We start from the raw sequence: 12,357 nt of genomic DNA on the forward strand, positions 1-12,357 counted from the left end.
CCCCCCCCGAAACCGAGCATTGGAAGGTGATCTCATGCCCCGCCGATCCACTGATCTGTGGCTGTTTCTGCTCGTCGCGTTCGGCCTGTCCTGGCTGTTCGCCCTGCCCCTCTGGCTGACGGGTGCGCGGATCGGCGCGCCCGCGTTCATAGCGGTCGGAGTGGCGATGATGTTCACTCCGACGCTGGGCGTCCTCGCCGTCCGGCTTTGGGGCAGACGGCTCGGAGAACCCGCCACCGGTTGGCGTGAGTGGGCCGGGCGGACCGGCCTGTGGATGGGGGAGCGTCGCGGGCGCACGCTCGCGCTCGTCGCGCTGGCCTGGTTCGGCACCCCCCTGCTGGTGATCGTCGCGATCGCGCTCAGTGCCGCCCTCGGCCTGCTCTCCGTCGACCTGTGGGGGCTCAGCCTGTTCCGCGAGAGCCTGGCGGCGGCCTCCCCGGGCCGATCGCTTCCGGTGGAGCCAGGAGTCTTGGCGGTCGTGCAGATCGCGGTGGTCTTTCTGATCGCTCCGCTGATCAACTCGATCGCGGCATTCGGAGAGGAGTGGGGGTGGCGGGGCTGGCTGCTGCCCCGCCTGATGACGCTCGGCACCTGGCGGGCGCTCCTGGTCTCCGGGGTGATCTGGGGAGTCTGGCATTTCCCGCTCACCCTGCGCGGATACAACTACCCCGAGCTGGGTGCGTGGGCGGCACCGATGTTCATCGTCTTCTGCGTGGTCTTCGGAGCGCTGCTCGGCTGGTTCCGTCTCTACTCCGGGAGTGTCTGGCCAGCGGTCGTCGGGCACGGCTCCCTGAACGCCTCCGCCGGCCTGACCCTGCTGGTCGGTAACGCGGCGGACCCGCCCAATCTGGCCATCGCGGGGATCACCGGGCTGGTCGGCTCGGCGCTGCTGGCCGCGGTCTTCGCGCTGGTGATCAAACGCTGGCCGATCGAGCCACAGCCCCAGGCCATCGGCTGAGAGTCGAGGAGAGGAATGCTCCTGCCGCCCTCGCCGATGGGCCTCCTCTGTCCGGTCCGTCCGATTCGCCGAATCCGGCTGCTCTGCTCGGGTCCGTCGGGTCAGGCAGGTCCGCAGGGTCTGGCACGGCCGGAGGAGGCTGGAAGGTCAGCTCACGAGTACCGTGCTCACCAGCAGGGCCGTGACGGTGGTGATCTCGACCAGGGCTCCCAACACGTCCCCGGTGATGCCGCCGAGCCGGCGCACCGCTCGGCGCCGCACCACCCAGGCCGCCAGCAACCCGAGGAGTACGGCCGCCGGCAGTCCCCAGGAGGCGGAGAGACTCCCCAGCCCGGGATCAAGGTCGCTGAGGCCGCCCGGTGCGGCTCCCCGGGAGCCGGAGAGCGAGTCGATTCCCGAGGCGAGCCCGTGGTTGTCCTGATGAGTGCCGAGGAACGCAGAAGAGGACGACCGGACGTCGAGGGCGCCGGTGTCAGGCAGGAAGAGCAGCGCGGCCGACCCCGCGAGCACCAGCACGGTCATGCCCACCGCGACGCTCCGTCGCACGGTGCCCGCGACCATCGCACCGAGCCCGCCGGGGCGGGCCGGGGGGATACCCGCTCGGCAGGCCCAGGTGAGGGCCAGCCGCCCGGCCGCGCAGGCGGTGACCAGGACGATCGGCCCCGACCCCGTGTAGGCGAGTTCCGACAGGGCCGCCACCTGGAGTAGCAGGGTGCAGACCAGGGTCACCACCCCGAACGGGCCGATGTCGGACCGTTTCATGATCTCCAGCGCCCGTTCGGCGGGCTTCCCGCTGCCCAGCCCGTCGGCGAGATCGGCAAGCCCGTCCAGGTGCAGCCCCCGGGTGAGCAGTGCGAGGACCGCCACGGCGAGCACCGACGCCGGAAGCGGCGTCATCCCCAGCCGGAGCGCCATCGCCAGCACCAGTCCCGCGACGGCCCCGAGCACCGCCCCCACCAGCGGGGCCATCGCCATCGCGACACCCCCCGCCCGGCGGTCGACCACCCCGGGCCGGACCGGGAACACGCTCAGTGTGCCGACCGCGAGACGCACCCCGTCGGCGAACGTCGACGACCTGTCGGGAGGCGGGGGCGCGGGCATGACCGCAGATCATAGCCCTCCCGGGCGCCCGGGACGCGGGGATGGTGGGGCCGGCGACGTTCTTTGATCCGGGTACTCGGCGTCTCTTGGCGAACGGAGGCTCGGAGGGACCGGCGCTGTCCCCGGGGTCTCGGTGTCACCTCGTCGAGGAGAGGCTCAGTAGGGAAGGGGGAGGAGACGGCCGGCGACGACGAGGGTGACGTCCTCGGATTCCGCGGCGAGGCGCTGGTTCAGGCGGCCTAGGACATCACGGAACATCCGGCCGCTGGCGGTGGCGGGCACCACGCCGAGGCCGACCTCGTCGGAGACCGCCACGACCCGGGCCCGGGTCTGCCGCCAGGCCGCCACCAGGTCGTCGCACCGGGGCGCGACCGCGTCCAGGCCGTCCCCGCCCGACCAGGCGTCGCACTCGTCGAAGACGGAGGCGACCCAGGTGCCGAGCCCGTCGATCAGCAGCGGGGTCCCGGCGGACCGCAGCAATCCGGCCAGGTCCGCGGTCTCGGTGGTCTCCCAGTGGGCGGGTCTGCGGTCACGATGCGCCCGGACCCGGCGCAGCCACTCGGGATCGCCGTCGCCGGACGGCCCGGTCGCGACATAGCGGACCTCGGGTTCGGCCGCCAGCCGTAGTTCGGCCTCCGCGGACTTGCCCGACCGGGTCCCGCCCAGCAGCAGGGTCCTTCGGGGCGGGGGAGCCGGAAGTGGCGGGGGCTCGCCGATGTCGAGGACCGTGCCATCCGGTACGGCGCGCACCCCCCACAGGTCTGCCCGCCTGGCCAGCTCCGCCTCCGTCGGTACCCGGTGGTCGAGGTCGACGGCCAGCACGTGTGTTCGCTCGCCGACCAGGCCCCGCCGGCGCAGGTCCCCCAGCCGTGCCGGCCGGTCGAGCACGTCCAGCAGCACCAGGTCCAGAGCCGCTCCCGGGCCTGCGGGCTCTCGCTCCTCGTAGGGGGGAGGGGCGGGCGGGCCGGCGGGGGCGTAAAGGACGCGACGGTCGCCGGGGGTGGTGACGGTGAGGCCGTCCGGACCGGGCGAGGCGCGGTAGCCGGGTGGGAGCGGGCCGGCGGACGGCAGCCGCACGGAGCCGCCGAGCAGCACGGACGTGGGGCGGCGGCCGGGGGCGATCCGGGCGCAGGAGACGCACCCGCAGCCCGGGGCCGGCCAGCCCGCCGCAGCCGCGGTACCGGAGATCAGGACCTTCACACCCGGCCTCCCATCGGGTTCAAGGAGTTGCGAGCCGCCACCTTCCGGCGGAAGCGGATGACCTCCGCAGCGTACGGGGGGTCGGGAACAGCCGGGCGACGGGGCACGAGACCATGATCCTGCCTCCACGCTCGGGGGCACCCTGGAGAGGTAGGGTTCGCTGAGCCGCCGAACGGCACTGGCAGGATCCGTGAGAAGGAGCTATGGCATGACGTGGCGCTGGCGTTATGAAAACGCGAATGGCGGCGAGGTAGTCGAGGGGGTCGCGCCGTCCGACACGTTCCCGAGCCAGGCCGATGCCGAGTCGTGGCTCGGTGAGAACTGGCGTGAGCTGCTGGAGGCGGGGGTCGAGAAGGTCACCCTGCTCGAGGACGAGAAGATCGAGTACGAGGGAATGTCCCTGCGCCCGGAGTGAGGGAAGGACCCGCTGATCGGGCGGGCCGCTCGGCAGAGGGGCGGATGCGAACCGGCGATCACCGAGGAACGGCGAGTGGTGCACCGGCCCTTCGCCCCTCGGTGAGAAGGGGCGAAGGGATCTCGACCGGGACAGGTTCTAGGGACGCCGTTTGGGGCTGACGGTCTTGGCGGGGTCGCGCTCGACGACCGGGCCGAGGACATCGTCGATCTTCTTGAGCACCTCGGCGTCCAGCCTCACCCCGGAGGCCCTGACGTTGTCGCGGACCTGCTCGGGCCTGCTGGCGCCGACGATGGCCGAGGACACGTTCGGGTTCTGCAGCACCCAGGCCACCGCGAGCTGGGCCATGCTCAGCCCGAGATCGGCGGCGATCGGCCCCAGTCGCTGGACGCGGGTGAGCACGTCGTCGTCGAGCATCCGGGAGATGAAGTTGCCCCCGGTGGGGTCGGTGGCTCGGGAACCGGCCGGGGGCGGCTGCCCCGGCAGGTACTTGCCGGTGAGCACGCCCTGGGCGATGGGGGAGAAGACGATCTGGCCGACGCCCTCCTTCTCGCTCAGCGGTACCACCTCTGCCTCGATGACCCGCCACAGCATGGAGTACTGGGGCTGGTTGGAGACCAGGCGGTCGAAGCCCATCTCATCAGCGATCTTCAGGGCCCGGCCGATCTGCTCGGCGGTCCACTCGCTGACGCCGACGTAGAGGACCTTGCCCTGGCGTACGAGGTCGTCGAAGGTCTTGAGGGTCTCCTCAAGCGGCGTCTCGTAGTCGAAACGGTGTGCCTGGTAAAGGTCGACGTAGTCGGTCTGCAGACGGCGCAGCGAGCCGTGCAGGGACTCGGTGATGTGCTTGCGTGACAGGCCGCGGTCGTTGGGCCCCTGACCGGTCGGCCAGTAGACCTTGGTGAAGATCTCCAGAGACTCGCGGCGGACTCCCGCGAGGGCGCGGCCGAGAACCTCCTCCGCCTTGGTGCCCGCGTACACGTCGGCGGTGTCGAAGGTGGTGATCCCCTCATCGAGCGCCGCCCGCACACACTGCTTGGCGGCGTCCTCCTCTACCTGGGAACCGTGGGTGATCCAGTTGCCGTAACTGATCTCACTGACCATGAGACCGCTCCGGCCAAGGTGGCGGAATTCCATGCTCTGACATTAGTAGGTGACCGATTCGGGATACTCTGCCGGGCGTGTTGCGGTTGATCACTTCGCGGAGGGTACGGCTGGCGCTCGCCGCCGGGCTGCTGGCGGCGGTCGTCGTGCTGGTCGTCCGCCTGTGGCGGAGACCGGAGGGCGGTCCGGGGGGCGACTCCCCGAAGAAGGCGTCGATCGGCTCACCGGCGGAGAAGACGGCCTCCGGGGCCGGGCACGCGCGGCGCCGGCCTCCCGCGCCGCTCCTCGGCGTCCCCACCGAGGAGGATCTCAGGCGGTACGCCACCGGTCCCCCTTCCGCCTTCCGGTCCGCCTTTGAGCGGACGTTCGCGCCCAGGCAGCCGCGCGAGCCGCTGGACGGGGCGGTCAAGGGCCGCCTGGTCCGCTGGGGCGCCGTCGGGATCGGGCTCTGCCTGCTCGCCTTCGGCACGCAGGTCCTGGAGAAGGCGGTCTTCTCGGAGGGGACGCGGGCCGCCGAGGGAACCGCCCTCTGGAGCCCGCCGGGTGTGAAGGACGGGTGCGAGCCGAGGGCGGGGCAGGTGCTGGAGCCGGGGATGCGTCACCCGGCGGAAGAGGGGCCGATGATCCGGCCCACCGGCCCGTGCCCGGTCGATGTCGTGGCCGTCACGGACTCCGACGTGGCCGACCCCACCTCGCCGCCGGACGAGCCCTCCGCGGCGGTTCCCGACGCGGACTGCCGGCCGCAGGCGAGGGTCCCGCGGGTGCGGGTGATCGACCCCCGGATGACCAGGGCGGTGAACCGCCAGTGGCGCCGCATCGAGCGGTGGCTCGCGGCCAACGCCCCGGAGAGCCTTCGCACGCTGGGCAGGCCCGCCAGGGCCCGCACGATCGCCGTCGCCGAGGCACAGATGGGCCTGCGCTTCCCCGACGACCTGCGTGCCTCCCTGCTACGGCACGACGGGGCCCGTGTCGTGGGCGACATCTGGCCGTTCGGCTTCATCGGTAACCGGAACCAGGGGGTTCGCGAGATCCGTGACACCTGGCGGCGGTTCTGCGGGATGGACGGGGAGGACATCGGCGCAGAGGCAGGCGTCGACGCGCGGGCGGAACGGTGGGACGGGCGGATGATCCCGTTCGGCGCCAACGGAGGCGGCGACCACCTGGTGATCGACTCCGTGGCGCGCGACGTCGGGCGGACCGACCACGAGGGCCGGATGAGCTTCACGCCCGGCGGCATCCGGATCCGCTCGTACTACGGCCTGCTGAAGGCGACGGCCGACGCCCTGGAGACCGGCGGGTCGGTGGGCTACTGGAAACCCAAGGTGACCGGCGGAGAGTTGGCCTGGGACGTCGTGCGGTCGTGATCGCCGTCCCTCCCGCCCGAGAGCGGGTGCGGGGACTGCCGGGAAAGCCCTTCGGATCCGCTCCGCGGCCGTTGCGCGGGACAAGAAGAACCCCGCCCCTTTCGAAGGAGGGGCGGGGTCCGAAAGCCGGTGGGCCGAGGTGCTCCCGGGGGCCGCGAACTACTTCTTCGGCGGGACCGGCCTGCCGCCGGGCAGGACGGTGGGCGGGGGGAAGCGCAGCTTGCGGATCTGCAGCGCGCGCATGGCGGCGTAGAAGCCGACACCCTTGAGGTTCTCGCCGGGGAACTTCTCGGCGGCGAGCTTCTTCACCTTCCAGGACACCCAGATCGAGGTGAGCAGCACGCCGACCATCATGATCGGCCAGCCGATCGTGATCACCGCGACGTAGACGTAGCCGCGGACGTCGGTCGGAAAGGGGATCCAGGTGAGCAGCAGGATCAGCAGGGAGAACGGCAGGAAGTACTGGCTGACGACGCGGCGGGAGTCGACCCAGTCGCGCGCGAACTTCCTGACGGGCCCCCTGTCGCGGGCCGGGTAGTAGCGTTCGTCGCCGCGCAGCATCCCCTCGCGCGCCTTGGCCCGGTCGTTCGCCTGGCGCTCGCGGAGCTGCTTGTAGGCCTCTTTGCGGTTGTTGGGGGCGTTCACCGGCTGTCGGCGACGGCCTTCGGCGTCCCGTCGCTTGGGTGTGGGACGCCCCTTGCCCGCAGGCTTAGGATCGTTAGCGGAGGCGGGGGAGTCGTCCGCGGTGGTCTGGGTACGTCGGAACACAACGTCAGCCTACCGGGAGTGCAACTTAGTGACGCCCCCGCGCGTTATGCGTAGGGTGAACCCTATGGTGGCTCCGGTGCTTTTCGGGGGGCTGGAATCACTTGGGGTGACCCGAAGCGCACTTGAAGAAGGGGACGGCCGACGCGCATGAGCGTGATGAAGAGACTTTCGCTGATCTTCAGGTCCAAGGCGAACAACGCGTTGGACAAGATGGAGGATCCTCGCGAAACCCTGGACTACTCATATCAGCGCCAGCTGGAGTTGTTGCAGAAGGTACGCCGGGGCGTGGCGGATGTCGCCACCTCGCGCAAGCGTGTGGAGCTTCAGATCAACCAGATCGAGGCGCAGGCGCGCAAGCTTGAGGAGCAGGGCCGTAAGGCGCTCGGGGTCGGTCGCGAGGACCTGGCCCGCGAGGCGCTGACCCGCCGCGGCAGCCTGCAGACCCAGATCGCGGACCTCCGTGTGCAGCACGACAACCTGCAGGCCGAGGAGGAGAAGCTCACCACGGCCTCCCACCGGCTGCAGGCCAAGGTCGACTCCTTCCGTACCAGGAAGGAGACGATCAAGGCGACCTACACCGCGGCCGAGGCGCAGACGCGGATCAACGAGGCCTTCTCCGGCATCTCCGAGGAGATGGGCGACGTCGGTCTGGCGATCCAGCGCGCAGAGGACAAGACGGCCTCCATGCAGGCCCGCGCGGGTGCCATCGACGAGCTGCTGGCCAGCGGCGCGCTCGACGACTTCAGCGGGCAGCGTGGCGACGACATCCAGGCCGAGCTCGACCGCATGGGCGGCGGCCACGACGTGGAGCTGGAGATCGCCCGGATGAAGGCCGAGCTCGGTCAGGGCACCGGGCCCCAGGGGGCGATCACGTCCGGCCCCGCCCAGCAGCAGCCCCAGCCGCAGCAGCAGCCCCAGCAACACCCTCAGTCCAACCAGACGCAGCAGCTGCGCCAGCCCGGGGAGGGCCTGTGATCGTCCGCATCATGGGGGAGGGGCAGATCGACATCGCCCCCGCCGATCTCGACGTGCTCAACACCCTGGACGCCGAGCTGGAGGCCGCGATCGAGGCGGGTGAGGAGGAGGTCTTCCGCACCCGGTTGCACGCCCTGCTCGACAAGGTCCGCCATGTCGGCAAGGCGCTGCCCGACGACAGCCTGGAGTCCTCGGAGCTGATTTTGCCCCCGGCTGACGCTTCCATGGAGGAAGTTCGGGAGATGCTCGGCAACGAGGGCCTGATTCCCGGATAGCCTGGGCATATGGTACAAACCCGGTTCGCCCCGGACCGGGGCCTGACCAGGCGCATGGTGATCACCATGTTCCTGCTCGGATTGCTCTATGTCGTCTTCGTGGCCGTACTGATCGCGTTGGGCGTCCGTGCGGTCGCGGTACTGCTGATCGCCGGCGTCATGCTCTTCGTGCAGTACTTCATGTCCGACCGCATCGCGCTGTTCGCGATGCACGGACGTGTCGTGTCCCCGCAGGAGGCGCCGGAACTGCACGGCATGATCGACCGGTTGTGCGCTCTGGCCGACATGCCCAAGCCGCGGGTGGCGATCGCCGATTCGGATGTTCCGAACGCGTTCGCCACCGGCCGCAACCAGAAGAACTCCGTGGTCTGCGTGACCACGGGGTTGCTGCGCCGGCTCGACGCCGGCGAGCTGGAGGGCGTGCTGGCCCACGAGATGTCCCACGTGGCGCACCGGGACGTCGCGGTCATGACGATCGCGTCCTTCCTCGGCATAGTCGCCGGGCTGATGACCAGGGTCGCGCTCTACAGCGGCCTGGGACGCGGGCGCGACGACCGGGGCGGGCTGCCGATCGGCCTGATCATCATGCTCGTCTCGATCCTGGTGTACGCGGTCAGTTTCCTGCTCACCCGGGCCCTGTCGCGCTACCGGGAACTGGCCGCCGACCGTGCGGGAGCGCTGCTCACCCAGCGCCCGTCGGCCCTGTCCAGCGCCCTTGTCAAGATCAGCGGCGAGATGGCGCGCATCCCGACCAGGGATCTGCGCGAGGCCGAGCCGTTCAACGCCTTCTTCTTCGCGCCGGCCCTCTCCGGCAAGGCGAGCCTGAGCGCGCTGCTGGCGACCCACCCGCCGCTGGAGCAGCGCCTTGACCAGCTCGGCAGGATCTCCGCCCAGTTCGGGCAGGGCGGGTGACGCGGCGGGAGCGCCGTTCCGTGGAAGTGGAAGCCGTGAAGGGGAAGGGACCGGATGCGCTGGTGGGATGCTCTGCTGGGCCGAGGTAAACCGGCCAAGGCCGACCTGGACGCGCTGTTCGCGCTGCCCTCGGCCGCGGTGACCCTGCAGGCGGCCACCGACCTGGCGCCGACCGGGCTTGGGGCGGTCTGCTTCCGCTCGGCCGAGGGCGGGGCGTTCGCCGCCCTTGAGCGCGACATCACCCAGTTGCTGGACGCCGGAGGCGGCCCGCCGGTGGAGGTGTCGAAGGACGCCTACGGCTACACATGGCTGCTGGTCCGCCGCACGCCCGAACTGCTCGGCGATCTGGTCACCGACCTGCACGCGGTCAACTCCTCCCTCGAGGCGGCGGGTTTCGGCCCCTCGCTGCTCTGCTCGCTGGTCTCCTTCGCGGCCCCCGACGGTCGCGGGCTCGCCATGGTCTACCTCTACAAGCAGGGCACCTTCTACCCGTTCGCCCCGCTGCCCGGGCAGACGGGGCGCCGGGACAACGCGCTGGAGCTGCAGGTACGCGGTGCGATCGGCGGTGAACTGGAGATCGAGCCGGATCTCGGCCGCTGGTTCCCCCTCTGGGGCGCGCCCGGCCTCTGATCCGTCCGTCCGGCCCGGTCCGGGCCGGCCCTCCGCAAGATCGTCTCTGGCTCTCGCGCAAGGGGTCCCGCCCGTTCCGAGGATCCTGAAAGGCCGTCTGGAACGCGCTACCGAGGTCCGTCCGACTTGCGGTTTGATGTACGTCCTGTGACCCTTTGCCCCCACAATGGGTCCGGAAGTTCATCACGGAAGAAGGGTGTGACCATGGCGGACCTCGCGTCCTTGCGGCCCGGGGATCCCGAGCACGTGCGGGAGTACCGGCTCACCGCCCGGCTCGGTGAGGGTGGCCAGGGAACGGTCTACCTGGGAATCTCCCCGACCGGTGCCCGTGTCGCGGTCAAGCTGCTCCGCGCCGACCTCGCGCAGGACGAGGAGGCGATGGAGCGTTTCGTCCGTGAGGTCAGCACGACCCAGCGGGTCGCTCCCTTCTGTACCGCCGCGGTGATCGACACCGGGGTCGACCAGCATCGCCCGTACATCGTCAGCGAGTACATCGACGGCCCGACGCTCGACGCGGTCGTGGCCACCGAGGGTCCCCGGCACGGCGCCTCCCTGCACCGCCTGGCGATCGGCACGGTCACCGCGCTCGTCGCGATCCACCAGGCGGGAATCGTCCATCGCGACTTCAAGCCCTCCAACGTGCTGCTGGCCCCCGACGGCCCCCGAGTGATCGACTTCGGTATCGCCAAGGCGCTCGACCGCACCTCCACGCTGACCGCGATGGCGATCGGCACCCCCTCCTACATGACCCCCGAGCAGCTGGCGGGGGAGAACGCGGGCTCACCCGCCGACATGTTCGCCTGGGGCTGCACGATGGTCTTCGCGGCCACCGGGCAGCCGCCGTTCGGTACGGACAGCCTGCCTGCGATCTTCAACCGGATCATGAACATGGAGCCCGACCTGGGGGCGATCGCCGATCCGGCGCTGCGCGACCTGGTCGGGCAGTGCCTGTCCAAGGACGCCACCCAGCGGCCCACGGCGGGCGAGGCGCTGCTGCGGCTGCTCGGCCACGCGGGCGGGCCGGCGGCCGGCGCCGTGCTGCCCACCGCACCCCGCGGCATCCTCGCCGAGGGCTCGGCGGCCGCGGCGCAGCAGACCGGGCCCGGCCCCGGCGGCTACCCCGCCGGGAGCGAACCCGCCCCCACCGCCACCACTTACGGGCGGCGGCACCCGGGAGGCGACGACCGCACGCGGCAGGGCTATCCGCATCACCCGGAACAGCAGCCGTATCCCCAGCAGGGCGGTCCCGGCGGGGGATACCCCGGGCAGGGCCCGCAGGGCGGCCCGGTGGGCTACCTCCAACACTCCGAACCGCGTGGTCACACCCAGCCGTCCATGCCCCACGGTTACACGCAGCCGTCCGAGGCCCACGGCTACGCCCAGTATCCGCAGCAGGGGCCGGGATACCCGCAGCAGGGATACCAGGGGCCCCAGGGGCCCACGGGACCACAGCCCTACGGCGGTCCCGTGCCCCATGCCTCCCACGACGGTGCCCCGTACCAGAACCCCGGATCACCCGGATATCCGGGACACCCCGCGCCCGCCAGGAGCGGGCGCGGAGTGTGGCTCGCGGTCGCGGGCGGCCTGCTGGCCACCGCCCTCGTGGCCGGAGGCGTCGTGCTGGCGGTGCGCGGCGGCAGCACCGAGACGCCCGACCCCCAGGCGGGCACCACCCAGAACGGCGACCCGCAGACCGGCGGTACGGAGCAGGCGAGCCCCCCCGCCTCCGCGACCCCGACCCCCGAAGCGCCGACGGTGCCGCAGGCGACCAACAAGATCAAGCTGCCCGGCAGTTCGATCACGCTCCATGAGAGCCCCCAGGACCCGATCAAGCTGAGTTCCTACAGTCTCGACTGGGAGAAGACCCTCTACGTCAGAAAGTACGGCACCGACCGGTTCGCCAAGAACGACAAGTACTTCCACTACACGCTCAACGCCGCGGGCACCCAGGCGCTGGGGACCGACCGGATCTACGACGCGCAGAACTACTCGATCGTGTCGGTCATCGACCAGCGCACCGGCGCGGCGAGCAAGATCAGGATCACCAAGGCGCCGGTCTACCCGACGCTGCCGCAGTGGTCGCCGGACGGCAAACGCGGACTGGTGACGCTGTACGAGGCCGTGGACGACACCAGCAAGGAGTACGGCTTCGCGATCATCGACACCGTCACGAAGAAGGCCAGGATCGTCCGGGTGAAGGAGAAGGACGCGGGCACGTGGAGCTACTTCTGGCGGGGTGACGGCCGTGCCGTCGGCACCTGGGCGCTCACCGGCAAGACCCAGCGCATCCGCTTCTACGACCTGCAGGGCACCGTGCTGCAGACCCTGCTGGACGTGGGAACCCCGATCACCGTCGAGGGCGACGACATCTCCCCGTCGGGATCGTCACTGCTCACGTACTGCAAGGAGAGCGAGAAGGAGATCTGCGTCTGGTCCACCGCCTCCGACGCCCCGGCGAAGGTGCGGATCCCGTTCGAGACCGAGCGGCTCATCGGCTGGTACGACGACAAGCACATCGCGGGCTGGCGGCGCAAGGGTTCCGGCTACGAGGCCGTGGTGTTCGACTTCAAGGGACGGTCGCAGCGGGTGCTGGCCACCACCACCGACGCCAAGGAGTACGAGAAGCAGTTCATGCGCTTCACCCGGGAGGGCTGA

The 12,357-nt window shown here is 70.8% G+C and carries 12 protein-coding genes; 8 read left to right on the plus strand and 4 right to left on the minus strand.

Translation table 11 applies throughout. The annotated features are described in order from the left end of the window. The first annotated feature begins 34 nt into the window (after positions 1 to 34). Positions 35 to 958, plus strand: a complete 924-nt coding sequence (locus AB0K21_RS31610) for a CPBP family intramembrane glutamic endopeptidase (RefSeq protein WP_364155358.1) — start codon at positions 35 to 37, stop codon at positions 956 to 958. Between the two features lie 147 nt (positions 959 to 1,105). Here AB0K21_RS31610 and AB0K21_RS31615 read toward each other — a convergent pair whose 3' ends face one another. Both AB0K21_RS31615 and AB0K21_RS31620 read right to left on the minus strand, forming a co-directional pair. Further along, complete coding sequence (locus AB0K21_RS31615; RefSeq protein ID WP_343982905.1) at positions 1,106 to 2,059, minus strand: adenosylcobinamide-GDP ribazoletransferase; 954 nt, start codon at positions 2,057 to 2,059, stop codon at positions 1,106 to 1,108. A gap of 156 nt (positions 2,060 to 2,215) precedes the next feature. Beyond that, the gene (locus AB0K21_RS31620; RefSeq protein ID WP_343982907.1) at positions 2,216 to 3,259 is read right to left on the minus strand and encodes a bifunctional adenosylcobinamide kinase/adenosylcobinamide-phosphate guanylyltransferase; all 1,044 of its coding nucleotides are present in this window, start codon (positions 3,257 to 3,259) and stop codon (positions 2,216 to 2,218) included. Positions 3,260 to 3,467: 208 nt separating this feature from the next. Here AB0K21_RS31620 and AB0K21_RS31625 point away from each other — a divergent pair, with 208 nt between their 5' ends. Then, positions 3,468 to 3,674 carry a hypothetical protein gene (locus AB0K21_RS31625; protein ID WP_030910294.1) on the plus strand — a complete coding sequence of 69 codons (207 nt, stop codon included), beginning with the start codon at positions 3,468 to 3,470 and terminating at the stop codon, positions 3,672 to 3,674. A gap of 138 nt (positions 3,675 to 3,812) precedes the next feature. Here the strand turns inward: AB0K21_RS31625 and AB0K21_RS31630 are convergent, their stop codons facing one another. Beyond that, on the minus strand, positions 3,813 to 4,811 hold the full coding sequence (locus AB0K21_RS31630) for an aldo/keto reductase family protein (protein WP_343982911.1): 999 nt from the start codon (positions 4,809 to 4,811) through the stop codon (positions 3,813 to 3,815). A 44-nt stretch (positions 4,812 to 4,855) separates the two neighbouring features. Here AB0K21_RS31630 and AB0K21_RS31635 point away from each other — a divergent pair, with 44 nt between their 5' ends. After that, a complete protein-coding gene (locus tag AB0K21_RS31635) occupies positions 4,856 to 6,142 on the plus strand; it encodes an SMI1/KNR4 family protein (RefSeq protein WP_343982914.1) in 1,287 nt (428 codons plus the stop codon). Positions 6,143 to 6,301: 159 nt separating this feature from the next. On the opposite strand, the gene AB0K21_RS31640 is transcribed toward AB0K21_RS31635, so the two are convergent. Next, a complete protein-coding gene (locus tag AB0K21_RS31640; protein WP_343982916.1) occupies positions 6,302 to 6,910 on the minus strand; it encodes a DUF3043 domain-containing protein in 609 nt (202 codons plus the stop codon). A 147-nt stretch (positions 6,911 to 7,057) separates the two neighbouring features. Between AB0K21_RS31640 and AB0K21_RS31645 the strand changes: the two genes are divergently transcribed. From AB0K21_RS31645 to AB0K21_RS31665, 5 genes are all read left to right on the plus strand, one after another. Then, a complete protein-coding gene (locus AB0K21_RS31645; protein WP_343982919.1) occupies positions 7,058 to 7,885 on the plus strand; it encodes a PspA/IM30 family protein in 828 nt (275 codons plus the stop codon). Then, a complete protein-coding gene (locus tag AB0K21_RS31650; protein WP_343982922.1) occupies positions 7,882 to 8,160 on the plus strand; it encodes a hypothetical protein in 279 nt (92 codons plus the stop codon). Before AB0K21_RS31645 ends, AB0K21_RS31650 begins: the two co-directional genes overlap by 4 nt. A gap of 9 nt (positions 8,161 to 8,169) precedes the next feature. Next, complete coding sequence (gene htpX / locus AB0K21_RS31655) at positions 8,170 to 9,072, plus strand: zinc metalloprotease HtpX (protein WP_364155362.1); 903 nt, start codon at positions 8,170 to 8,172, stop codon at positions 9,070 to 9,072. Between the two features lie 54 nt (positions 9,073 to 9,126). Beyond that, the gene (locus tag AB0K21_RS31660) at positions 9,127 to 9,702 is read left to right on the plus strand and encodes a hypothetical protein (protein WP_343982928.1); all 576 of its coding nucleotides are present in this window, start codon (positions 9,127 to 9,129) and stop codon (positions 9,700 to 9,702) included. Positions 9,703 to 9,906: 204 nt separating this feature from the next. After that, complete coding sequence (locus AB0K21_RS31665; RefSeq protein ID WP_364155364.1) at positions 9,907 to 12,357, plus strand: protein kinase; 2,451 nt, start codon at positions 9,907 to 9,909, stop codon at positions 12,355 to 12,357.

The sequence above is a fragment of the Streptosporangium sp. NPDC049248 genome (genome assembly GCF_040678965.1).
Taxonomy (GTDB): domain Bacteria; phylum Actinomycetota; class Actinomycetes; order Streptosporangiales; family Streptosporangiaceae; genus Streptosporangium; species Streptosporangium fukuiense.

Coding starts and splice junctions, on each gene's coding strand:
- AB0K21_RS31645 (WP_343982919.1), top strand. CDS start 7,058: ATGAGCGTGATGAAGAGACTTTCGCTGATCTTCAGGTCCAAGGCGAAC.
- AB0K21_RS31615 (WP_343982905.1), bottom strand. CDS start 2,059: ATGCCCGCGCCCCCGCCTCCCGACAGGTCGTCGACGTTCGCCGACGGG.
- AB0K21_RS31630 (WP_343982911.1), bottom strand. CDS start 4,811: ATGGAATTCCGCCACCTTGGCCGGAGCGGTCTCATGGTCAGTGAGATC.
- AB0K21_RS31665 (WP_364155364.1), top strand. CDS start 9,907: ATGGCGGACCTCGCGTCCTTGCGGCCCGGGGATCCCGAGCACGTGCGG.
- AB0K21_RS31660 (WP_343982928.1), top strand. CDS start 9,127: ATGCGCTGGTGGGATGCTCTGCTGGGCCGAGGTAAACCGGCCAAGGCC.
- htpX (WP_364155362.1), top strand. CDS start 8,170: ATGGTACAAACCCGGTTCGCCCCGGACCGGGGCCTGACCAGGCGCATG.
- AB0K21_RS31625 (WP_030910294.1), top strand. CDS start 3,468: ATGACGTGGCGCTGGCGTTATGAAAACGCGAATGGCGGCGAGGTAGTC.
- AB0K21_RS31610 (WP_364155358.1), top strand. CDS start 35: ATGCCCCGCCGATCCACTGATCTGTGGCTGTTTCTGCTCGTCGCGTTC.